This is a genomic window from Syntrophothermus sp. (assembly GCF_013314835.1).
GTDB lineage: Bacteria > Bacillota > Syntrophomonadia > Syntrophomonadales > Syntrophothermaceae > Syntrophothermus > Syntrophothermus lipocalidus.
Genome location: NZ_JABUEX010000016.1, coordinates 1 through 21,877, shown reverse-complemented (window position 1 = coordinate 21,877; position 21,877 = coordinate 1). Strand labels below are relative to the sequence as shown.

Genomic DNA, 21,877 nt, shown 5'->3' with positions numbered 1-21,877 from the left:
AGACTCCCTGCGTTCAATCTTGGTAATGCCCCTGACAAACCTTCTTGATCCGGTTCTTCTCATCTACAAAAACTAAGGTGGGCTTCCAATCGCGCGCCTTCTCGTCTGAAACCGCGGCGTAGGTAATGATGATTATCACATCTCCCTTTTGCACCAGTCGGGCCGCAGCCCCGTTCAGACATATTATCCCCGAATCGCGCTCACCTTCGATAACGTAAGTTTCGAAGCGAGCACCGTTGTTGTTGTTGACCACCTGAACCTTTTCGTTGGGCAGAATATCTGCCGCCTCCATCAGGGATTTATCGATGGTAATACTTCCTACATAATTGAGGTCCGCCTCGGTCACCACTGCCCGATGAATCTTGGACTTCATTAGTGTCCGGAACACCGGTCACACCTCCAAAAGAAGGTTATCTATCAATCTCGTCTTACCCACCCTTACGGCTAAGGCCACCAAGACCTTACCCTTGATCTCAGCCAAATCGCTGAGATCCTCTCCGTTGTAAATCTCGACGTAGTCGATATCGGTAAAAGGTTTCGAATTGATCAGGTTTATCATAGCCTCCTTAACTTTTCCCACGCTGGTCTCACCGTTTTCGATGAGTTCCCGGGCCAGGCCCAAGGCTTGGGACAAAACCAGGGCTGATTTTCGCTCCTCTTCGTTCAAGTATACGTTCCGCGAACTCATGGCCAGTCCGTCCGATTCACGGACAATGGGCCCCCTGACAATCCTGAGAGGAAAATTCAGCTCCCTGACCATTTTTTCAATAATCATCGCCTGTTGCGCGTCTTTCTGGCCGAAGTATGCTACTTCAGGCAAACAGATGTTAAAAAGCTTGCTGACAACCGTAGTAACGCCCTTAAAATGCCCGGGGCGCGATTTTCCGCAGAGTTTGGCGGTGATCTCGCCTCCCACCTCGATCGTAGTCGAATACCCTTGCGGGTACATCTCTTTCACGCTCGGGGCAAATGTCGCTTCAACCCCTTCTTTTTCCAGCAATGCCGCATCCCGCGTGAGATCCCGGGGATATTCCTCGTAGTCCTCGCCCACCCCAAACTGCAAAGGGTTCACGAAAATGCTGACTATGACCACGTCACACTCGGCCTTCGCCCTCCTAACCAAGGAAAGATGACCGTCGTGAAGGTACCCCATGGTAGGAACCAGGCCGATTTTCTTCCCCAACCGCTTCTGTTGCAGGCTCCATTCTTGCATTTCTTGTACTCTGGTGAATACTTGCATCATCGTTCCCCCATCTAATAGAGTTTCTCCAAGACTTCTTCATTTATGGCAAAGCAATGTTCGGCTGCAGGAAATGCTCCGCTCTCCACTTCTTCCTTGTACTGGCGGAGGGCCTCAAGTATGAGCGGGTTGAGGTTCGCGTATTTCTTAACGAACTTAGGCGTAAAACCCCCGTATAGCCCCAGCATGTCGTTGATAACCAGTACTTGACCGTCGCAACCGGGGCCCGCTCCTATGCCGATCGTGGGAACCGAAACTTCGGCGGTTATGCGTTCTGCCAAAGCCGCAGGCACACACTCGAGAACAATAGCAAAAACCCCTGCTGCTTCCAAGGCCTTGGCATCCCGTACCAGCTTTCTGGCAGTTTCCACATCTTTGCCCTGAACCTTAAATCCCCCGAACTGGTGCACGGACTGAGGGGTCAACCCGATGTGGCCCATGACCGGTATCTGGGCATCCAACACCGCCTTAATGGTCTCGACTCTTTCTTCGCCCCCTTCCAGCTTAACCGCTTGCGCCCCCCCTTCTTGAATGAACCGGCCCGCATTTCGGACCGCCTCTGGGATGCTTATGTGGTAAGATAGAAACGGCATATCTCCCACCAACAAGCTGTTTTTGGTGCCCCTGGCAACCGCCCGGGTATGGTGAATCATATCGTCCATGGTAACCGGAAGAGTCGTTTCATAACCTAGCACCACGTTGCCTAACGAATCCCCTACCAGGATTACGTCGATCCCGGCTTGGTCGACCATAACTGCAGTCGAGTAATCATAAGCCGTCAACATGGTGATTTTTTCTTTCCTGGCTTTTTTCTCCCTCAACAAGGTAGTAGTAACACGCGACACATTATCCACTCCTTATTGTAATTAAAGCCTGACCCTACGAATCAGCTGCCTAGCAGGTTCTTCAAGGTCAAGGCAGTCGTTTCGTCTATCGTTCCTTTAGCCCGGGCCACGTCAACTGTGTGGTAGCCTACGACCCGGTAAAACCCGAGCCATTCCGGCATCATCCCGCGAATAGAGTCCAGATGGCGGGTAACCGTTGCCACATCCCCGCGAGCTATCGGCCCGGTCAACGCCCCGGGAATCCCAATATTTACAATATTGTTAACTGTTCCCTCGATAAGAGGCAACAAAGCCCTATGGGCGGACTCCCTGGGTATCCCAGCTTGTTCCATAAGCTGGAGCCCGAAGTCAACCAATGTCACCAGATAATTCGATACCACGCAGGCGCTCGCATGGTACAAAGGCTTGGCCTTCTTATCGATGAAGAAAAACTCACCTCCTAGCGTCTTCACCACTTCAGCCGCCAGCTCGAAGCCTCTTTCGTCCCCTTCAATACTGAAAACCGAGCCCGGCAGGTTCTGCAATGCCCTTTCGACACTGGCAAACGACTGCACGGGATGAATAGATAAGGTAATCGCTCCCTGTTCGCGGGCAGCCCATAAAACGTCCGAACTAAGGGCTCCGCTCATATGAGCTACGAACTGCCCCTGCCCAAAACCTCCTTCCTTTGCGATTCCCCGTACCACCCCTTCAATCGCCGAATCCGAGGTGGTCACTAAAACAACGTCTGCCGAGCGAGAAACCTCCGTGGGGCTAGACCCGATCCGGGCTCCTACTTCTTGGGCCAAAAACCGAGTAGATTCAGGACGTAAATCATATACTCCTGTAACCTCCCAGCCTTGCCGCGAAAGAATAACCCCCATCGCGGTTCCTACCACTCCCGCCCCAATAATGCCGACCCTTTTTTTCACTAATTTTAAACCCCCTCGATGTCCGTCTGGAAAGCCCGGGCCCGCTGGCTTCCCACCCGTTCCTAACGTCTCGCTCCCACATCTCACCAGAGGATACGAGCATTTGACAGTAAAGACGAGGTCTCTGGCGGGAGATACCGTGTTCTTTTCAACCGTTCTCGATGTTTCGTTGACTCATTTTATCACAGGTGAGTTTTTTTATACAACCGGTTTCCTGGTTTTTGACAAGATTTTCCCAAACTTGCTGAAGCGGCAATCCGCCGGGCAAAACAAGACCAGGCGCTATCTCGAGTAGGGGGACTATCACAAAGCCCCGCTCGTACAGACGGGGATGCGGTACCGTCAGCCTGTCGCTGTTTATAACCTGATCATCGATCAGGAGAATGTCGATGTCGATGGTCCTCGGTCCCCAACGTTCCTGCCGCACGCGCCCCATCCGTTCCTCGATTGCTAAGACCGTATCGAGCAAGGGCAAAGGCTCTAGCCCGGTTTCAACCGCCAGTACTTGATTTGCAAACCAATCCTGGTCGGTTTTGCCCCAGGGTTCGGTCAGGTAGAAAGATGATGCCTTTACCACCCTGATTTTCCCGGTTTCCTCCAGCCGGTACCGGGCTATTTTGAGATTCTGACATTTATCCCCCACGTTGGATCCGAGGGAAAGGTATACCATGCCTCTTACCCCCTTCAATCAGGGGGACGGTTCCTGCGGTTTATTTGGAAAATAAACCGCAGGAACCGTCCCCCTGATCTACCCTGATCTGCGCCGGTAAATGCAGACAGCCACATGCTCAAGCTTGCCGGGCATAGGCGCCCGTGGTTTTTTTACGGTGATCTCTACAGCTTCTACCGGGTACTCTTCGATGATGCTCCGGGCCACGTTTTCAGCCAGGGTCTCGATTAGGTTGACCTGCGTATCTTCCACTACCCGCCGTATCGTTCCAAACACCGCTGCGTAGTCCACGGTCGCCTCGAGGGAATCGGCCGCTGCTGCCGCCCGGGTGTCGAGATACAATACCGCGTCGACAAGGAAAGGCTGCTTTTTCTGCCTCTCCTCAGGCAGTACACCGTGACAGCCCCAGAACTCCATCCCCATCAGCATAAGCTTGTCCATTTTTCGTTTCCCTCCCTGAACCAGGGGAAACCGAGGGGACGGTTCCTGCGGTTTATTTGGAAAATAAACCGCAGGAACCGTCCCCTCGGTTTACTTGACTGCGTCGGCGATAGTTGCCACGCGCTTGGTTTCTTTAACATCGTGCACCCTGACAATATCGGCTCCGTTTAGGATACCGATAACCGCTGCTGCCAAGCTTCCCTCCAGTCTTTCCTCAACCGGAAGGTTCAAAGCCGTACCTATAAAAGATTTGCGCGACACCCCCAAGAGCAAGGGATACCCCAGGCTCTTGAACTCCCGCAGCCGCTTCAGTATCACGAAGTTTTCTTCGCCAATCTTGCCGAATCCCACACCCGGGTCTATGATGATGTTCGCTTTCGGAATCCCCGCCTGCTCGGCCCGTTTTAAAGAAACCTGGAGGTCCTCTATCATCTCGTCTATGAGATTCCGGTAACCTTCAGGTGGCCGGTTAGGCATACGGTTGTGCATGACCACCACCGGGGCCTCGAATTCGGCTACCACCTCTGCCATCTCGGAGTCAAACAGCAAGCCCCCTACATCGTTGATGATGCCGGCACCCGCTTCCAGGCAGGCACGGGCTACGGTAGCGCGGTAAGTATCCACCGAGATCGGGATGTTTATCCGGCCAGCCAGGGCTTCGACTACAGGCAGGACCCGCGCCAGTTCTTCTTCTGGCGGAATAGGAGCATGCCCAGGCCGGGTCGACATACCCCCGATATCCAAGATGTCGGCCCCTTCTTCTTCTATAGCCAGTGCTCTTTCAACGGCGGCTTCGAACGAGTAATAATGCCCCCCGTCCGAGAAAGAATCAGGGGTCACGTTGAGAATTCCCATTACAAGCGTACGCTGCCCCAAAACCAGTTCCTGCCCGCGGGGCAACTGCATCACGGTCGGACCGGTTCCTTCGATATTTTTCAACATCTCGCTCAATTCGTCGGCGATTTTCTTTAACCCAAAGGGCTGCATCCTCAGCTTCTTGATGAGCCGCTGGTACTGTTTTACGGTTCCTAGTAAGAGCACGTCGGTAGTTCCCTGTCCCGAAACCGTGCCCCTCTTCACAGCTGCTTCGCCGCCCTTGGAGAGCATCTCCTGCTTGATTATGTTGGCTGCCGGGCAAGGGATGTCTTTGAGTTTGACCGCTCTGAAAACCGCCTTGGTCTTCATCCATCGCACCCCAGCCTCGTCGGCCCCGACTTCTCTTAGGAACTGCTCTGCCTCGCGCTGGTCTTGGATGAACACGACATGGTCTCCTTTCATGCTATTCCCCCTCGTCATGAACAAAAAGCCCGGCAACAGCCACCACTTTGCCCAGCCCGGCTTCTCAGTACGCCAGCATGTCGTGCCCGATTTCTTTGTTCTGATACTTTAAGCAGCGGTGTCGGTCCTCGCACAGAAAACAGATTCGAGACAGGTTGTCAGCCCGATACAGCCGTTCCCCCAAAAAACTCATATCCCTGCTGATGTTCCGGTGCTCGTAAATGGCCCGGGCTATAACCTCGACTTCGTTGTCGTTAAAGAAAGCCCGCGGCAATATCTCGTGGGCTATTTCCGCTCCGATGCTGGCGTGATCCTGGGCGGTCTGGTACTGTTTCCACTTGGCAATGTCGTGGAGAAGCCCAGCAGCGTAGATGACCTCTTTGGCGGCCAGTTTTCCTGACAGCTTGGCTTCCCGAATGAAATAATCCAAGTCATGATGTTCCAATATCAAAATATACGTGATTCTGGCTACATCGATCATGTGCCTGAGATCGTGCTTGCAGTACTTCTCGTCTTCTTCCAGGTTGACATTTTTTTCGATATGTTCCATGTATAAGGGGTCCTTCAGCAGCAGTTCGATCCTTTTCAAATCCCAATCCCCCTCATGTCCACCTTTTTGTTGTCTAATATTATATGATATGCTCCAGCTTCCTTCACTCATGAAATCAAAACAGGCCGTAAATTCTGCCGTCAGCGTCTATGTCGATGTTAAACGCCGCCGGGGTCCGCGATAGCCCAGGCATGGTAAGGATATTGCCCATGAGCGGCACCACGAACCCGGCTCCGGCTGACAGGCGGACCTCACGCACGGTTACTTCGAAGCCTTGGGGCCGTCCCAGCAGCGAGGGGTTGTCGCTTAAGGAATACTGGGTCTTGGCCACGCAGACGGGAAGGTCAGAGTACCCGAGAGTTTGTATCTCGGCCAGGGTTCTTTCTGCCGCCGGTTCGTACTTGACCCCTTGGGCCCCGTAGATCTTGGTAGCGATACGCTCGATCTTGGTCTTTATAGGCTCGTTCAAGTCATACAGGAACGAGAATTGCGACGTTTCCTGGCAAGCAGCCATGACCTCCCGCGCCAGATCGATTCCTCCCTGCCCACCGTCAGCCCAGACAGTGGTCAAGGCAAACCTGGCTCCCATCTCGCGGCACCGCTCTTCTAACAATTTGATCTCGGCGTCGGTATCGGTAGGGAACCGATTCAGAGCAACTACGCTGGGAATCCCGAAAAGCTTTACGTTTTCTATGTGTTTGGCCAAATTGGCAAATCCCTTGTCGAGCGCGGCTAAGTCCTCCTGGTGGCAGAGAGAACGGGGACGGCCCCCGTGCATCTTGAGAGCCCTCAGAGAAGCCACAATGACTACCGCATCCGGGCCCCGACCAAGCCTCCGGCACTTGATGTCGAAGAATTTTTCGGCCCCCAGGTCGGCGCCGAATCCGGCTTCGGTGACCAGATAGTCTCCCAATTTTAACCCGAGCCTGGTGGCGATTACGCTGGAGCATCCGTGAGCGATATTGGCAAACGGTCCCCCGTGGATCAAAGCCGGGGTGTGCTCCAAGGTCTGCACCAGGTTAGGTTTGACCGCGTCTTTGAGAAGCACGGTCATCGAACCGACGGCCCTAATATCTTCCGCGGTCACCGGGCGGCCTTCGCGGGTAAAGGCTACGATTATCCGTTTCAGTCTTGCTTTCAGCTCCATGAGGTCATCGCAAAGGCAGAGACAGGCCATGACTTCGGAAGCCACCGTGATGTCGAACCCGGTTTCCCGCGGCAGTCCGTGGGCCTTGCCGCCCAGCCCAATGATAACATGGCGCAGGAAGCGGTCGTTTAAATCTACCACCCGGGGCCACACCATGCGATGCGGGTCTATATTCAGGGGGTTGTCGAAGTACACGCTGTTGTCCAAAAGGTCCGCGGCCAGGTTGTGCGCGGCCCCTACAGCGTGGATGTCGCCGGTGAAGTGCAGGTTGATGTCTTCCATGGGCACGACCTGGGAATAACCGCCGCCAGTAGCTCCGCCTTTGACCCCGAAGCAGGGACCGAGCGACGGTTCGCGTAGAGCTATAACAGCCTTGGTCCCCAACCGGTTCAGAGCCTGTCCCAAACCTATGGTAACCGTGGTCTTCCCTTCTCCGGCAGGGGTGGGGGTGATGGCCGTTACCAGGATGAGCTTGCCGTCGGGTTTGTCTTTCAGGCGTTCCAATATTTCGAGAGATACTTTGGCCTTGTAGCGCCCGTACGGTTCTATCTCGTCGGGCAGTATACCCGCCCGGTCCGCTATGGCTTCAATCGGCTCCAACCGGGCTTCTTGGGCGATTTCTACGTCCGTCTTCATTCATTCAACCCCCTTGCAGTTTTGAAAGCCACAGATGAACACTGACCCGGCACTCAGCTCAAGTCTTTGATTAGCGGCTAGGGTTTTCGGGACCCAGTGGCATGTTACAATTTCGGTCAGCTGAGTGCCGGGCTGATTAACACAGATTTCTTAGATGCTGAATCAAATGACGTGAATGTTACAAACGCCTTCAGGCCAGCAGCGTGCATACTAATAGACTCTAGCTGGCACCCCTACAATAATTTTAATCAGCTCCCGGAATACGCGCTCAAAGCTCCTCAAGGAGTTGCCTGGGTTAGAGTTAAAAATCATCCTTAAATGAATACCAGGATACCATCTGTGCTAATCTGCGACCATCTGTGTTCATCAGTGGTTTCAACATAATTCTGCTTAGAATATCCACTTATCAAGGGAACGCTGGTATTCCACGAGCTCGTCAGGGCGGAAGAATATCTCTATCTCCCTGGCTGCTGATCCGGGAGAGTCGGATCCGTGGATGATGTTTTTAGAAATGTAGACGCCGAAGTCGCCCCGGATGGTCCCCGGTTCGGCTTCGAGCGGGTTGGTTTTACCCATCAGTTTGCGGACGGATTCGATCACTCCATTGCCTTCCCAGACCATGGCCACTACGGGACTGGCGGTTATAAAATCGACCAGTTCTTGAAAGAACGGTTTCCCCCGGTGCTCGGCATAGTGACGCTCGGCCATAGTTTGAGACAATTTCAGCATCTTCAAACCTACAAGTTTGAACCCTTTAGCCTCGATGCGCCCGATTATCTCCCCCACTAAACCTCTTTCTACCCCGTCGGGCTTTACCATCACAAAGGTGCGCTCCACGAACAGACCTCCTTCGGCTAAGAATAGGCCCCAGCCGGGCCTGGAAGTCTAGGCCCGACCGGTCATGATGGCTTCGAACTCGTCGCCTTCGAGCACTTCTTTTTCCATCAGTTTCTCGGCTACCCGGTGTAGCTTGTCGAGATTTTGGGTCAAAATATCCTTAGCTTTTTCGTAACAGTTTTCGATAAAGCCACGGGCTTCCTGGTCTATGGCGTAGGCTATGGCTTCGGAGTAATTCCGATCCCGGGCTATGTCCCGCCCCAGGAATACCTCCTCCCGCTTATGCCCGAAGGTCAAGGGCCCTAATTCTTCTGACATGCCGTATTCCGTAATCATCCTCCTGACAATAGAAGTAGCCCGCTCTAGGTCGTTCTGGGCCCCGGTGCTGACCTCCTGGAGAACCAGGCTTTCCGCCACCCGCCCTCCAAGGAGGGTAGTAACTTCATCCAAGAGACGCGATTTGGTTACGTAGTTGATGTCTTCTTCTGGCAGCAACAGGGTATACCCTCCGGCCCTTCCCCGCGGGATAATCGATATTTTATGCACCTTGTCGGTGTTGGGAAGGAAATAGCTCACCACTGCATGCCCCGCTTCGTGGTATGCAACCAACCGTTTTTCCTTCTCGGAAATAACCCGGGACTTCTTTTCAGGGCCGGCGATCACCCGTTCGATGGCATCCTCCAGTTCTTCCATGGTTATCTGCTTTTTGTTGCGCCGGGCTGACAGCAAGGCGGCCTCATTCATGACATTGGCCAAGTCTGCTCCCGTAAATCCGGGAGTGCGTTTGGCGATGAGGGACATATCAACATCCGGAGCCAGGGGCTTGCCTTCGGCATGCACTTTGAGAATGGCCTCCCGCCCCTTAACGTCGGGGCGGTCGATGACTATATGGCGGTCAAACCTCCCCGGTCGCAGCAGTGCCGGGTCTAGGATGTCAGGCCGGTTGGTACCCGCCATGACGATTATACCTTCATTAGTGCTAAAGCCATCCATTTCAACCAGTAGCTGGTTCAAGGTCTGCTCGCGTTCGTCGTGTCCTCCGCCTACTCCTGCTCCGCGCTGTCGGCCTACCGCATCTATCTCGTCGATAAACACGATGCAAGGAGCGTTCTTCTTGGCGTTCTCAAAGAGGTCCCTGACCCGAGCTGCCCCTACTCCCACGAACATTTCGACAAAATCAGACCCGCTGATAGAAAAAAAGGGTACACCCGCCTCTCCCGCCACCGCTCTGGCCATCAAGGTCTTGCCTGTGCCGGGAGGCCCGTACAGGAGCACCCCTTTGGGAATCTTGGCCCCCATTTGAATGAACTTCTGCGGGTTTTTAAGAAACTCGATAACCTCCTGAAGTTCTTCCTTGGCCTCATCGGCCCCAGCTACGTCTTTGAACGTGACCTTGACCTCTTCCGGAGTCGTCATTCGGGCCCGGCTGCGCCCAAACTGCATGACCCGGTTCCCTCCGCCCTGAGTCTGGTTCATCATTAGGAAGATGAAACCGACAAGGATAGCTATGGGTAACAGAGTGCTCAAAAGACCGGTCCACCAGGGAGGCCCTTTAGCCTTTTCGGTGTCGTAGGCCACGTTATGAGCCCTCAGGTGTTCAAAAATATTGTCTTCTTTGGGAGCCTCGGTCCGAAAGGTTTTGCCGTCCTTGTATTTACCTTCTATTATATAAACATCGGTATCAACCGTTATCATCACCTGGTCGATCTTGTCCTGCGCTACATCTGCATAAAAGGTGCTGTAGTCGATGTCTTGGGTCGGTTTTTCCGATTCAGATGTGGCCTTGATGGCAAAAACGGCTAGCAGGACGATTACCGCATAGATTGCAAAATTCTTCAGTACCCTGTCCAACTGTTACATCCCTCCCCTCTGTCGAAGAAAGTCTTAGACATTTTAGCATAATCACAACTACCTTTTCAATGAGTCTGCTTTTTCCGAATTTCAACTACTAACACCTGCTTGGTAGTGCTATCAATTACAGCTCGCTCATCCAGTCGGTACCCGATGACCCAGTATATCTCATCTTCACAAGCCAAAAGCCCGACCCGATCGCGCTCTTCTACCGGTACTTTGCTGTCCACTAAGAAGTCCTGCAGCTTCTTGGTACCACCTAGACCGAGAGGTCGAAAACGGTCTCCCGGCCGCCGGGACCTAACTTCCAGGGGCTTTTTGAGTTTATCCCAGTCCAGGCACACAAAATCCTGCGACGGCCATACGTCTTCCCTTTTCCTCAAGTGACACACTAGTTCGGCTTTTATCTCCTCAATATAAGTCTTGCCCGGAACTTCAAGGAAATATCGGAATGGATGAGTTTTTTCCCGTCCAACCCTGACGATAATTCTCCCGTAACTCTTCTTCGCCCAGATATTCTTCCCTACACAGATGTGTTTATCCGACCCCGGCTTTCGGGCCAGCTCCAATACTGACTGCACGTCCTTCATTTCCCAGCCCTGCTCCCCCCCCAGTTGTTTCAGAGCTAGAAGGATGACCCGACGCTGCACGGCTATAGGTAGTACCTGCATCGTCTCTAAGCTTAGAACTAACCCTCCTGCCTCCGGTCGGGCTGTTTCTTTAAAAGCCTTGACCGCCATTTCTTCCAGTACCATATCTTCATCCCTGGCCACGGTCGCAAGTTGACACAAACTCGTCACTATGTTGGGATTGTACTCTTTCTCTAACAGGGGGATAAGCTGGTGACGGATGCGGTTGCGAAGGTAGTTCCAATCGTAGTTGCTGGCATCCAAGCAATAGTCCAGCCGGTTCTCTTGAAGGTAGGACATTATCTCAGCCCTGCTGACGGCTAAGAAGGGTCGAATGAAAATGTCTCTCTTGGGGCTCATACCTCCCAAACCTTTCAGTCCCGAGCCCCTTAACAGGTGCATGAGTACGGTTTCGGCTTGGTCGCCCATGTGATGGGCAGTGGCTACTTTGTCGGCCTTCAGTTCCTCCGCCACCCGGATGAAGAAAGCGTACCGCGCTTGCCTCCCCGCTTCCTCCACCGACCTCCTGCCTGCTCGAGCTTCCTCCCGCACTTTGGCCCTCCCAACTGCACACCCCAGGCCTAGAGACTTGGCCAGTTCCTTCACAAACTCCTCTTCCTCGTCGGCCTCCGGACGCAAGCCGTGGTTAAGGTGGGCAGCGTGAATCGAAAACCCCTCTTCTTTCCCCAAAAGATCCAGCAAATGCAGGAGAGCCACCGAATCCGGCCCCCCCGAAACCCCGACTACCACAAGGTCTCCCGGGGCGATAAGATTATGTTTCATAATAAACTGCCTTACTTTACGGAGCACTGCACCACCTCTAAATAAATGTCCCGCCTTCAAGTTTATTATCTCAAACTTCGAGCCAAATAAAAAGCCGCAAGCCCGGGTAAACGAGCTATACGGCGATTGATGGACGCTGACTATCTATTAGACGCAGATTAACGCAGAGCAAAAAATTAGCCACAGATGAACACAGATCAACACGGATAAACTCAGATGAATACAGACGAAGATGATATATTATAAGACGCGGATTTCGTAGCGCTTGATACACGTAATATTACGTATTAAAATGTGCTTACAGGAGGTGGAGCCGTTGACCGAACGTGAAGTCCTCAAGCTTCTGAGGAACAACGGTTGGCATATTTAAGAGGATACACCCGAACAGGCTCCGGGCATGGGAAAAACAGGGATTGATAAGACCCGTGCGGCTGCCCAGCGGCCATTTAAAGTATTGCTGTGTAGAAATAGAAATCACTTCGCAGAAAGAGCCTGAGGACGCGCATACGGAGCTGGTCCAAGACTTGCTAGCGATAGTCACTTCTTTTTCAGCCCGGCTGTACGGTGCAAGGGGCGGCAGGAAAATCCGGCAGGGTTTTCGGGAGCTGATAAAGGATGCCGAAGAACAAAGCGAAGGACAAGTTTAGCGTGACGGTGTGTGGGGAATTCTTTCCCGAGGTCTACCCGGCGTTTCGGTCGGAGAGGTGGAGCCGGGGACACGAGGACCCGCTGGTCACTGAGACGCGCCTCTTCTCTGCCTGCACGCGGTGGGCCTTCCACCGGCTCTTAGAGAGCACTTCCCGCAATGAGGTCAAGAAGCTGGGGCAGGATCTTTTTGGGCTCAACTCCCGGTACGTGGACGACGCCAGGGTAAAGGCCCAGGCCCTGCTCGATGCCCAAAGAGAGCTTCTTTTCCTGGAGATAGAGGAGGCGGAAAAGAAGCTGAGGCGGGCAAGAAAAAAGCTCGGTTTGGCCATGAGGAAGCTGGCGAAGGCGGAAGAAAAAGCCACGGACTCGGAAGCTACACAAAAGCTCCGCCTAGTGGTCAAAGGGCGGAACAACCGGGCAGCATCTTTGGAGAATAAGCTGGCCGAACTCAAGGCCCATCAAGAAGGCGGCACCATCCCGAAGGTAGTCTTTGGCAGGAGAAGCCTCTGGGAGAAGGTCTGCAGGGGAAAGGCCTCGCGGGAAGAGTGGCGGGCCGCCCGCAAAAACCGCCTCTACTCCCGGGGAGACGAGACCAAGGGCGGCAACCCTAACATGAAGGTATTCCTTGACGGAAAAGACTTTCGCCTGGCAGTGACCATCTCCCATCTGTCAGAGAAGACGGGAGTAGATAGACTGGGCCGTCCCAAGATGAGCCGTGCTCCCAGGGTAGAGGGCGGGTTGTGGCTGCCGGAAAAGCACCGTGAGTTGGTGCGGATATGGCTAGCTATGAGGTTGCCCTATGCGGTAGAGTTGGTCCGTACCCTGGATGGACGCTATCTTGTGCACCTTACATTTGACCTAGGCGAGGCGCCGGAAGCTGATTTTGCAAGAGGCTGCCTAGCCCTAGACACGAACCCCGACGGTGTGGCCCTGTGCAACGTCGGCAGGACAGGCCAGCCGGAGCCGTGGCCGGAGGGCGTCAGCGTCTCCTACCCCAGCAATCTGTGCAAGTACGAAGGGGAGTTTCAGGTCATCACTTATTCTAACGGCTTTCTCTACATCAGGGTACCCGATTTAACGTACGCATCAGGTTTCCGGCGCAGCTACCTAATAGGCGTCCTGGCCAAAGTAGTTGTTGACGTAGCCTTCTTCTTGGGCAAACCCGTAGTCCTGGAGAACCTGGACTTCGGCAAGGACCGTCTGGAGACCGACAAAAAGTTCAACCGCATGGCTTCCAACTTTCCTTTTGCCAAGATGGTGGAGGCCGTGTGCCGGAGGGCGGTTAAGGAAGGAGTGCCCTTCAAGCTTGTGTGCGCCCGGTACACTTCCACCATTGGGTACTGGAAGTACACGAAGCGTTATGCGGTTCCGGTGCACTGCGCGGCGGCGCTGGTAATTGGCCGCCGGGCGATGGGCTTCAGGGAACGGGTAACGAAAGAACTTAAACAACTAGTGGTCCATATCAAGCATGACCTGACCCAAAAGGTCAGCTCTTTACCGAGGGAAGGAGAAGGGATGATCCGTAGGGTCAGGGCCCGCTTGAGACGGCTGGACGGAAAGCTCTCTCTGCACAACGGGTTAGCCCCGCAGCAGCAGGAGGTGTACTACTCCGTCTGGCATGATCTCAAACAGTTGGCCCTGTCTTTGCGGTGACCCCGTTTAGCCGGTGTCGGGAAAACCGGTAGGCGTCCTAACAGGACGGCACCTGCGGTGGTGAACACACCACCCTTGCTCCAGGCAACTTCGACCTGTGGGTGCTGTAAGCACTCCGTAAGGCCGGGCAGGCAAGACTGGGGCAGGGGAGTGGAACCGACCGCTCCGCAGGTGCTCCGGGTGGGACTCCCGGGCCGAGGCCCCCTGTCGCCCTGCCCCTCGGAGGGCAAATCAAATATCCGAAAGGAGGGGAAAAACCTGGTCTGGGGGCCGGCTTGACTGAAGATGAAAACAGTCAAGTTCTTTGAACCAGGTCGGGCTTATGAAATATGTTTATCCGGTTATCATAACCCCCGAAGGCCAGGACTTTAATGTGGCAGTTCCGGATCTGCCTGGTTGCTTTACCTTTGGCACCAGTCTGGTGGAAGCCATTGAAATGGCCCGGGACGCGATAGCAATGTGGTTGTGTGACGCCGAGGACAAAGGTGAGGTCATACCGGCTCCCAGGAACCCCCAAGATATGCAGGTTCCGCAGGGAAGTATCGTTAGTCTTGTAGACGTAGATACTGATGAGTACCGCCTCGAGAACGACAACCGGTCAGTCAAGAAAACACTGAGTATCCCCAACTGGCTGAATGCCAAGGCTCAAAAAGCGGGCATTAACTTCTCCCAAACCCTACAAAAAGCATTGAAACAAGAACTAGGGCTGAAATAACGTTTCATTCCTCTTATTCTGCCCCGAAAACTAGCCACAGATATGCACAGACCCGGCACTCACCTTAAGTCTTCAGTTAGCGGCTAGGGTTTGAGACCTACGGTCATGTTACAACTTCAGTTAGCTGAGTGCCGGGCTGATGAACACAGATTTTTTATTAAAAGATTTCCAGATTCTCCCCCTGGAAAACCAAGTTTTCATACTCTAGTGGTGACACTTGCCAGTGTCGTTGGGGTCTGCATCTTAAAAACATCAGTGTAAATCTGTGCAAAATCTGTGTTCATCTGTGGCTCTAACTTCCTTTCACGCCGTCGATACGGGCTACCAGAACCGTCATGTCGTCGGTTGGCTGTCCCCGAGCACGGTCCAGAGCCCGGTTGATTATGAGGTCAGAGATCCTTTGAGGATCCGTTTCTTCCATCTCGGACAATAAGCGCTGCAACCAGATTTCTCGGTCCTCGCGTCCCCGCGGGGCATCGAGCACTCCGTCGGTCACCATAATTATAACGTCCCCAGCCCGGAGAGCCCTTTTTTCGGACACAGTTTCGATATTATTTAGAATGCCTATAGGAGGCGTGCTTGAGGTCACGACCCCGACCTTGGCGCCCCTTTTTATGAAAGTAGGGGCACTTCCAATTTTGACGAAGTCTGCTTCGGCCGAATACAGGTCGATCATACATAGATCGACGGTGGCGAAGGTCTCACTCGGTGAGCGCAGGAGAAGCACGGAATTTATGGTCTTAAGGGCCACATCTTTTGCAAACCCACCGGTTAGCAATTCCTCAAGGAGGTTGACCACTGCCCTGCTTTCCATAAATGCCCTCTTCCCCACGCCCATACCGTCACTGAGAACTAGGAGCTCTTTGCCCTCCTTCAGCGTGGCCACGGTGAAACTGTCGCCCGATACCCTCTCCTTGGCAAGTTGGGCCGCTCCGGTAACCACCCGGTAGCTGTATGCCTTGCTCAGAGTGAATTCACACCTGCCTTTCCCCATCTGGCGAGGGCATTGTTTTTCGCAGACTTCGTAGGTTTCTCCCGTAAGGAAAGAGATGGTCGGGGCCAGTGTATCGCAGGTCGCCCCATCCGTGCAGGAAGTGGCGACAATTCGGAAATATACTTGATTGTCCGGTGTTATGAACGGAGCAGCATCGTGTACCTTGATTCCCAGTTTTCTCGTTTCCTTTAGTAGACGGGTACGTAGTTCCTGGTCCACTCTGGTTCTTAGGTCGATTTCACCGGCCAGGTTCTTTATGATGTCCGAAATCCCTCGCAACTGGTTGGATACAAGCTCTTTGGACTCGAGGAGTTTACCTTCCCAGTATTCCGCCACCCGCAAGTGTTCGAATACCTGGTTGATTCTGGATGCCAGGTCGCGACACTTAAGGCAGCGCTTACGCAGACTTGGCGGAAACTCCTCGCTGTCAACCTTGCCCCTGGATTCGGCCAGGCTGAATACCTCAAACAGGTTCTTGTAAGTTCTGTAAAAGTCTTGATCCCAGCAAGTAGCGTACAGAGCGCAACTTTTGCAGAATCCCTGTGAAATCTCGTCAAAGAGAATATTCAGGTAATTTCTTTCTGCTTTCGAAACTGCTTGGGTTTCGGTGGTTTCTGCTAAGGCTAGAGAAAGTTCCTCAAATATGCGGCTCAGCCGGTTCACACGCTCCCTCGCAAGCTCTTGAACATATTCGTCTACCAGAGCCGCTTCTTCCTTGTCGGCTTTGTTCGCGAACCCTTCAACCGTTTTCACGGAGACTCTTTCCCTAAGAGACTCCGGTAATAGTAAGAAGAGCACAGAAGCTATGCCGGTCTCCCAAACCCCAACTACCGCTTGACGCGTGTCCACCACGTAAACCGAAAGTAATAAACTGCCTAGCATGAACCCTACTATCACTCCGAGACGGGTAAAGTTCCGGAAAAGCCCAGCCACCAGACCTGATATCGCATATATCCCCAACATTTCTGGGAAACCTTGACTCGACATAGCCGGCACTATTCCTGCTAACACCCCCGCCATGGTACCGCCCCCACTACCCCAGAGAAAGGCCGCGGTCAATATCCCCAGGCGGCTCAATATGCTGGTGAGGCTCATATGAAAAAAGGTCACTCCCGTTAGCCCCAGGATAAGGCCAACGGCCAAAATGCTGAAAGCGGTAATATCCTCGAAATGGAATTCCCAAGCCGCCTTGTGCTCTGAAATCCCCTCTTCAGCTACTATGAACACAAAAGTCAGCACCCCGGCTATTAGGGACTCGAAGATAATAATCATCTCTTGGTAGAATGAAGGCTCCTGTACACACAGGAAGGCGCTCTTGCTTACTAACAGTATCGATGCGGTGAGTACCGGCAAGGTTATGGCCCGTTTTCCTTCGGGGAACCGGATATAGTTCATTACGGTTACCAATACTCCGGTAGCCACCGCGTTACTCCAGAGCAAGTAACCTCCTGGACCTGTAAGAAGGCCGAGAAATGAGAACAAGACTATGCCTAGATTGCGTATGGGATGTTTACGGTAGAAGGCAGCGATAAAAGCGAAGCCAAAAGGCAGGATTTCTCCCAGTATCAAGGCCCGGCTAAGGATGAACACGACTGCCCAAACCATCAGGTTTTCCCAGGTAAGGACATCGGCCCAGGCTTGCCTGTCCCTCAAAACGAGCAGGATCCGGGTCAAAAACCCCTTGGGCCGCCACCGCATAGTCGGCTGAACCTTCCGGAGGAATAAAGCCCTTCGTTTCTTATTCCTGCGGGTTTTGCGACCTTCGTCCGCCAGGCGATGATACGGGTACACCTCGAGCCTGTCCACTGCTTTCCCTCCCTGCCCTGGTATATCAGATACATTATACCGTTACGGCATGGTAATATTTGTCATTTGCGGGGAAGGCGGGTAATTTTTGATTAGCCACAGATAGACACAGATTGCCACTGATTTACACAGATTCTTAATTATTTATTGTTTGAAAGACATAAGCGCCGGTTGTTAATCAACCGGAAACTGCTGGCCAGGTTCTTAATCGTCCGGCCTTCAGGTCTTCGGCAACTGTACTCGTGAAAACCCCATGGTGTAGAAAAACTGTGAATTACAATGTCCGGAAACCACGTAGTCGCGAGTCTGTGACTCCCATGCGCAGAGTTCTAAGCCGTTGCTTCGTCCATGTCCATCAGTGCACATCTGTGCTAATCTGTGTCCATCCGTGGCTAAAAAAAGAGCCTGTCGTGGTGACAGGCTCTTTTCGTTCCGCTGTTTATAAGAACTTCTTGTTCTTCGGATGGTAGTGGGTGTGCAGGAGTTCGTGAGACTTGTGTCCCAGAGGCTCGTGCAGGAATTCTTCGTAGAGTATCTTGACTTCGGGGTTTTCGTGCGACTTGCGTATCGGTAAAGACTCGTCTTCAACGTAAATGGAATCGATACGCTCAGCCCGCTTGGCGTTGGTCTTGGTCAGCGGTTGACCGCCACCGCCTATGCAGCCGCCGGGACAGGCCATGATCTCGATGAAGTGGTAGGGAGACTGTCCAGCCCGTACCTGGTCCATCAGCTTCCTGGCATTGGCCAGCCCGTGGCCGATAGCCACCTTAACCTTGGTGCCGTCGAGGTCTATCTCGGCTTCCTTGATTCCTTCCATACCACGGGCAAAAGTGAAGTTCACATCCTCCAAAGTCTTCCCGGTTACTACCTCGTAAACTGTACGGAGAGCCGCCTCCATAACACCGCCGGTAGCGCCGAATATAACTGCCGCACCGGTGTAGGCCCCCATCCAGGAATCGAACTTGCTCGGGGTCAGTGTCTTGAAGTCAATGCCAGCCATCCTGAACAAACGCCCTACTTCCCTGGTGGTGAGCACCAGGTCCACGTCGCGGTAGCCGCTGTCTTTCATCTCGGGACGCGAAGCCTCAAACTTCTTAGCAGTACAGGGCATGATGGATACCGAGTAGATCTTGGACGGGTCTATACCCATCTTCTGCGCCCAGTAAGTCTTAACCAAGGCCCCGAACATCTGCTGCGGCGACTTGCAGGTGGAAAGGTGTTCCAGAAGGTCTGGATAGAAAGTCTCACAGAAGTTGATCCAACCTGGGCTACAGGAAGTGAACATCGGCAGCTTCCCGCCTTCTTTGAGGCGTTTGAGAAGCTCGTTTCCTTCTTCCATTATAGTCAGGTCAGCCGTGAAATTGGTATGCAAGACATAATCAAAACCGATCTGCCTGAGCCCGGCTACGAATACCTCCATCGGCATCTCTCCGGTTGCCATGCCGACTTCTTCGCCGATAGCGGTTCTGACCGCCGGCGCGATCTGGGTAACCACGATCTTGTCCGGATCGGCTACTGCAGCCAGGAACTCGTCGATTTGTTCTTTTTCGCTGATAGCACCAACCGGGCACGCATGGATACACTGCCCACACATGACGCAGGGGCTTTCGATGAGGTCTTTACCTAGTGAGGGTACCACCATAGCATGGTTGCCCCGGTTCTCGATACCCAACGCGTTAACGGTCTGGGTAACGCTGCAGGCCGAAATACAGCGGCGGCAAAGCACGCACTTGTCGGGGTCCCGGACAATAGACGGAGTTGAGGTGTCCTTCGGCAACCCCCGTACCATCTGTTCAAACGGGTTGTCCCTGATGGCGTACTCTTCGGCCAGAGCTTGCAGTTCGCAGTTCTGATTCCGAATACAGCCCAGACAGTCCTGCGGGTGATGGGCCAGGATTAGCTCGAGTATCGTCTTCCTGGCTTCGATGACTTTGGGGCTGTGGGTCTTTATCACCATTCCGTCATAAACCGGCTGAGAGCATGCAGCTTGCAAGAGTCTTTGTCCTTCCACTTCGCACACACATATCCGGCAGTTGGCTTTTATCGCCTGGTCCGGATGATAGCACAGGGTGGGAACATGAACACCGGCTACTTGCGCTGCCTGCAATATGGTTGAGCCGTCAGGAACGGATACTTGGATACCGTCTATGGTTACATTAGCCATATCTTCATTTCACTCCTTCCTGCTCATCTTCCCTATTGTAACTTCGCATCGTAGTCGGCTCTGAAGTGCTTGATCGTGGTCAGGACCGGTGTCGGTGCGGCCTGCCCCAGCCCGCACAGGCAAGCTACAGACATCACTCGACCGAGTCTTTCCATCAAGGCAACGTCTTTCGCTGTTCCTTGGCCCTTATTAACCTTGCTCATCAGCTTGTACATCCGCATGGTACCTTCCCGGCAAGGAGCGCACTTGCCGCAGGACTCGTGTTCAAAGAACTTGGCGATCCTCTCGACCACATCAACGATGTCGCGGGTCTCGTCCATGACCAAGACCGCGCCCGAGCCCAGAGTCGCACCGATAGCAGCCATAGAGTCGAAATCAATCGGGGTGTCGAGTAACGATTCAGGGATAAATCCGCCAGAGGTACCACCAATCTGTACCGCCTTAAACTTCTTGCCGCCCGGTATGCCGCCTCCGAAGCCGTAGACGACCTCGCGAATGGTAGTATTGGTCGGTACTTCGATGAACTTCTTGTTTACCACGTCGCCCGTCAGGGTCAGAACCTTGGTTCCGGGATAGCTGGGAGCTCCCAGGCTGGCGTACCAGTCTGCCCCCTTCTCCAAAATGATTGCAATATTGGCGAACGTTTCCACGTTATTCACGATAGAAGGCTTACCCCACAAACCGCTGACCGGCGGGAACGGTGGCTTATAACGCGGCTCTCCGCGGCTACCTTCTATAGACTCGATCAGAGCCGTCTCTTCACCGCACACATAGGCTCCTGCTCCCATGCGCACCTCAATGTCAAATTCTCCTAATACCCCTTTGGCTTTAGCCTGGGCGATTGCTGTATTGAGGATATCTACCACATACGGGTATTCACCCCGGCAGTATATATAACCTTTGTTAGCGCCGATAGCATATCCGCAAATAGCCATCCCTTCTAAGACGCTGTGAGGATCGCTTTCCATGATTATGCGGTCTTTGTAAGTTCCGGGTTCTCCTTCGTCAGCGTTGCAGATGACATACTTCTGGTCAGCCTGAGCCTGGTAGGCGAACATCCATTTCTGTCCGGCATTGAACCCGGCGCCCCCGCGACCCCTCAGGCCTGACTTTTTCACTTCCTGTATTACATCCATTTGGCTCATGCTGCGGGCCTTTTCTAACGACTTATAACCCCCGGCGTTGATATAGTCATCGATATTAAGGGGGTTAATCTTGCCGTAGTTGCGCAGCACTACGCGCAGTTCCTCGGCCATCAGGAATTACCCTCCTTCCAGTTCTCTAGATTTGAAGCCAGTTACTTGTACTCGGCGAGGATTGCCGGGATCTTCTCGGGAGTAATGTCACCGTAGGGCTTGCCGTTGATGGTGATTACCGGCGTGGCCTGGCACTGACCTACGCACTCGGTAAACTCCAGGGTGAATTTGCCGTCCGGAGTGGTTTCTCCCATCTTGATACCCAACTCCTTCTCCAGTGCCGCTACTACTTGTGCTGCTCCGGCTATGTGGCAGGGAGCACTTTCACAAATACGGATGACGTTCTTGCCCCGAGTCTTAACGGAGAACATGGAATAGAAGGTTGCTACGCCGTACGCGTCTTTAACCGGAATGTTGAAAGCCTCAGCTGCAGCGATGATAGCCTCTTCGGGAATAAAGCTCTGCTCCTTCTGAATCGCGTGGTATGCCTCGATGATGCCTCCGGGTAGATCCTTATACTTTGCGATAATAGCTTTGTAGTCGACCATTCGTCCACCTCCTTTCCCTGACCTTTATATTTTAGAATTCTTCTTCCAGAGTAAGTAATTCGTCAGAATGTGTATTCTCCGTTCAAACCCGTATATCCCGCCCCCCTTATGGTTGCTGTTATACCCGGCGGACAAACACTAGCCTTTATGTACTTCGCTAACTTTTTCGGAATTCCTGCTCGTCGATTCATAGAAAATTATTTTGCCCTGAGAAAGTTCAGACACATGTGAAACAGGTAGAGGGAAAGACAAGGTAAGGGAGGGGGTATAGTAGACAAGAAGGTGTGGGGCCCTTTATCCTAGGTTTTGAGAAAGAAAACCGAAGGATAGAAAGG

At 53.2% G+C, this 21,877-nt stretch carries 19 protein-coding genes; 3 read left to right on the top strand and 16 right to left on the bottom strand.

Annotated elements, in window-relative coordinates:
- Window positions 1-13: 13 nt before the first annotated feature.
- The 12 genes from panD to tilS all read right to left on the bottom strand — a co-directional run bounded on the left by panD (window position 14) and on the right by tilS (window position 11,845).
- Window positions 14-388, bottom strand: coding sequence for an aspartate 1-decarboxylase (gene panD / locus HPY90_RS06780; protein ID WP_273698491.1), 375 nt, complete (start codon window positions 386-388; stop codon window positions 14-16).
- A gap of 3 nt (window positions 389-391) precedes the next feature.
- Window positions 392-1,240 carry a pantoate--beta-alanine ligase gene (panC, locus tag HPY90_RS06775; RefSeq protein WP_287192817.1) on the bottom strand — a complete coding sequence of 283 codons (849 nt, stop codon included), beginning with the start codon at window positions 1,238-1,240 and terminating at the stop codon, window positions 392-394.
- A 14-nt stretch (window positions 1,241-1,254) separates the two neighbouring features.
- Complete coding sequence (panB, locus tag HPY90_RS06770) at window positions 1,255-2,085, bottom strand: 3-methyl-2-oxobutanoate hydroxymethyltransferase (protein WP_013174340.1); 831 nt, start codon at window positions 2,083-2,085, stop codon at window positions 1,255-1,257.
- A gap of 41 nt (window positions 2,086-2,126) precedes the next feature.
- The gene (locus HPY90_RS06765; RefSeq protein WP_502707195.1) at window positions 2,127-3,083 is read right to left on the bottom strand and encodes a Rossmann-like and DUF2520 domain-containing protein; all 957 of its coding nucleotides are present in this window, start codon (window positions 3,081-3,083) and stop codon (window positions 2,127-2,129) included.
- 61 nt (window positions 3,084-3,144) lie between these two features.
- Window positions 3,145-3,666 carry a 2-amino-4-hydroxy-6-hydroxymethyldihydropteridine diphosphokinase gene (gene folK / locus HPY90_RS06760; RefSeq protein ID WP_287192732.1) on the bottom strand — a complete coding sequence of 174 codons (522 nt, stop codon included), beginning with the start codon at window positions 3,664-3,666 and terminating at the stop codon, window positions 3,145-3,147.
- Window positions 3,667-3,744: 78 nt separating this feature from the next.
- Window positions 3,745-4,107 carry a dihydroneopterin aldolase gene (gene folB, locus HPY90_RS06755; protein WP_287192730.1) on the bottom strand — a complete coding sequence of 121 codons (363 nt, stop codon included), beginning with the start codon at window positions 4,105-4,107 and terminating at the stop codon, window positions 3,745-3,747.
- Between the two features lie 90 nt (window positions 4,108-4,197).
- Window positions 4,198-5,385, bottom strand: a complete 1,188-nt coding sequence (folP, locus tag HPY90_RS06750) for a dihydropteroate synthase (protein WP_287192726.1) — start codon at window positions 5,383-5,385, stop codon at window positions 4,198-4,200.
- Window positions 5,386-5,449: 64 nt separating this feature from the next.
- Window positions 5,450-5,974, bottom strand: a complete 525-nt coding sequence (locus HPY90_RS06745) for an HD domain-containing protein (RefSeq protein WP_273698498.1) — start codon at window positions 5,972-5,974, stop codon at window positions 5,450-5,452.
- A gap of 76 nt (window positions 5,975-6,050) precedes the next feature.
- The gene (locus HPY90_RS06740; protein WP_287192722.1) at window positions 6,051-7,718 is read right to left on the bottom strand and encodes a formate--tetrahydrofolate ligase; all 1,668 of its coding nucleotides are present in this window, start codon (window positions 7,716-7,718) and stop codon (window positions 6,051-6,053) included.
- Between the two features lie 390 nt (window positions 7,719-8,108).
- Window positions 8,109-8,555, bottom strand: coding sequence for a nucleoside-diphosphate kinase (gene ndk / locus HPY90_RS06735; protein WP_273698500.1), 447 nt, complete (start codon window positions 8,553-8,555; stop codon window positions 8,109-8,111).
- Window positions 8,556-8,603: 48 nt separating this feature from the next.
- The gene (gene ftsH, locus HPY90_RS06730) at window positions 8,604-10,406 is read right to left on the bottom strand and encodes an ATP-dependent zinc metalloprotease FtsH (protein ID WP_287192718.1); all 1,803 of its coding nucleotides are present in this window, start codon (window positions 10,404-10,406) and stop codon (window positions 8,604-8,606) included.
- Window positions 10,407-10,471: 65 nt separating this feature from the next.
- Window positions 10,472-11,845 carry a tRNA lysidine(34) synthetase TilS gene (gene tilS, locus HPY90_RS06725; protein ID WP_287192716.1) on the bottom strand — a complete coding sequence of 458 codons (1,374 nt, stop codon included), beginning with the start codon at window positions 11,843-11,845 and terminating at the stop codon, window positions 10,472-10,474.
- A gap of 386 nt (window positions 11,846-12,231) precedes the next feature.
- Here tilS and HPY90_RS16325 point away from each other — a divergent pair, with 386 nt between their 5' ends.
- The 3 genes from HPY90_RS16325 to HPY90_RS06710 all read left to right on the top strand — a co-directional run bounded on the left by HPY90_RS16325 (window position 12,232) and on the right by HPY90_RS06710 (window position 14,834).
- Window positions 12,232-12,465 carry a recombinase family protein gene (locus HPY90_RS16325; RefSeq protein WP_502707194.1) on the top strand — a complete coding sequence of 78 codons (234 nt, stop codon included), beginning with the start codon at window positions 12,232-12,234 and terminating at the stop codon, window positions 12,463-12,465.
- Window positions 12,434-14,119, top strand: coding sequence for an SSO2105 N-terminal domain-containing protein (locus tag HPY90_RS06715; RefSeq protein ID WP_287192714.1), 1,686 nt, complete (start codon window positions 12,434-12,436; stop codon window positions 14,117-14,119). The genes HPY90_RS16325 and HPY90_RS06715 overlap by 32 nt, the downstream gene beginning before the upstream one ends.
- A gap of 322 nt (window positions 14,120-14,441) precedes the next feature.
- Window positions 14,442-14,834, top strand: coding sequence for a type II toxin-antitoxin system HicB family antitoxin (locus HPY90_RS06710; RefSeq protein WP_287192711.1), 393 nt, complete (start codon window positions 14,442-14,444; stop codon window positions 14,832-14,834).
- Between the two features lie 292 nt (window positions 14,835-15,126).
- On the opposite strand, the gene spoIIE is transcribed toward HPY90_RS06710, so the two are convergent.
- The 4 genes from spoIIE to nuoE all read right to left on the bottom strand — a co-directional run bounded on the left by spoIIE (window position 15,127) and on the right by nuoE (window position 21,542).
- On the bottom strand, window positions 15,127-17,634 hold the full coding sequence (spoIIE, locus tag HPY90_RS06705) for a stage II sporulation protein E (protein ID WP_287192708.1): 2,508 nt from the start codon (window positions 17,632-17,634) through the stop codon (window positions 15,127-15,129).
- A 439-nt stretch (window positions 17,635-18,073) separates the two neighbouring features.
- The gene (locus HPY90_RS06700) at window positions 18,074-19,798 is read right to left on the bottom strand and encodes an NADH-dependent [FeFe] hydrogenase, group A6 (RefSeq protein WP_013174329.1); all 1,725 of its coding nucleotides are present in this window, start codon (window positions 19,796-19,798) and stop codon (window positions 18,074-18,076) included.
- 32 nt (window positions 19,799-19,830) lie between these two features.
- Complete coding sequence (gene nuoF, locus HPY90_RS06695) at window positions 19,831-21,054, bottom strand: NADH-quinone oxidoreductase subunit NuoF (RefSeq protein WP_013174328.1); 1,224 nt, start codon at window positions 21,052-21,054, stop codon at window positions 19,831-19,833.
- 41 nt (window positions 21,055-21,095) lie between these two features.
- The gene (gene nuoE, locus HPY90_RS06690) at window positions 21,096-21,542 is read right to left on the bottom strand and encodes an NADH-quinone oxidoreductase subunit NuoE (RefSeq protein WP_013174327.1); all 447 of its coding nucleotides are present in this window, start codon (window positions 21,540-21,542) and stop codon (window positions 21,096-21,098) included.
- Window positions 21,543-21,877 lie beyond the last annotated feature (335 nt).

Coding starts and splice junctions, on each gene's coding strand:
- nuoF (WP_013174328.1), bottom strand. CDS start 21,054: ATGGCCGAGGAACTGCGCGTAGTGCTGCGCAACTACGGCAAGATTAAC.
- folK (WP_287192732.1), bottom strand. CDS start 3,666: ATGGTATACCTTTCCCTCGGATCCAACGTGGGGGATAAATGTCAGAAT.
- HPY90_RS06740 (WP_287192722.1), bottom strand. CDS start 7,718: ATGAAGACGGACGTAGAAATCGCCCAAGAAGCCCGGTTGGAGCCGATT.
- folB (WP_287192730.1), bottom strand. CDS start 4,107: ATGGACAAGCTTATGCTGATGGGGATGGAGTTCTGGGGCTGTCACGGT.
- panC (WP_287192817.1), bottom strand. CDS start 1,240: ATGCAAGTATTCACCAGAGTACAAGAAATGCAAGAATGGAGCCTGCAA.
- nuoE (WP_013174327.1), bottom strand. CDS start 21,542: ATGGTCGACTACAAAGCTATTATCGCAAAGTATAAGGATCTACCCGGA.
- HPY90_RS06715 (WP_287192714.1), top strand. CDS start 12,434: ATGCCGAAGAACAAAGCGAAGGACAAGTTTAGCGTGACGGTGTGTGGG.
- HPY90_RS06710 (WP_287192711.1), top strand. CDS start 14,442: ATGAAATATGTTTATCCGGTTATCATAACCCCCGAAGGCCAGGACTTT.
- folP (WP_287192726.1), bottom strand. CDS start 5,385: ATGAAAGGAGACCATGTCGTGTTCATCCAAGACCAGCGCGAGGCAGAG.
- HPY90_RS06700 (WP_013174329.1), bottom strand. CDS start 19,798: ATGGCTAATGTAACCATAGACGGTATCCAAGTATCCGTTCCTGACGGC.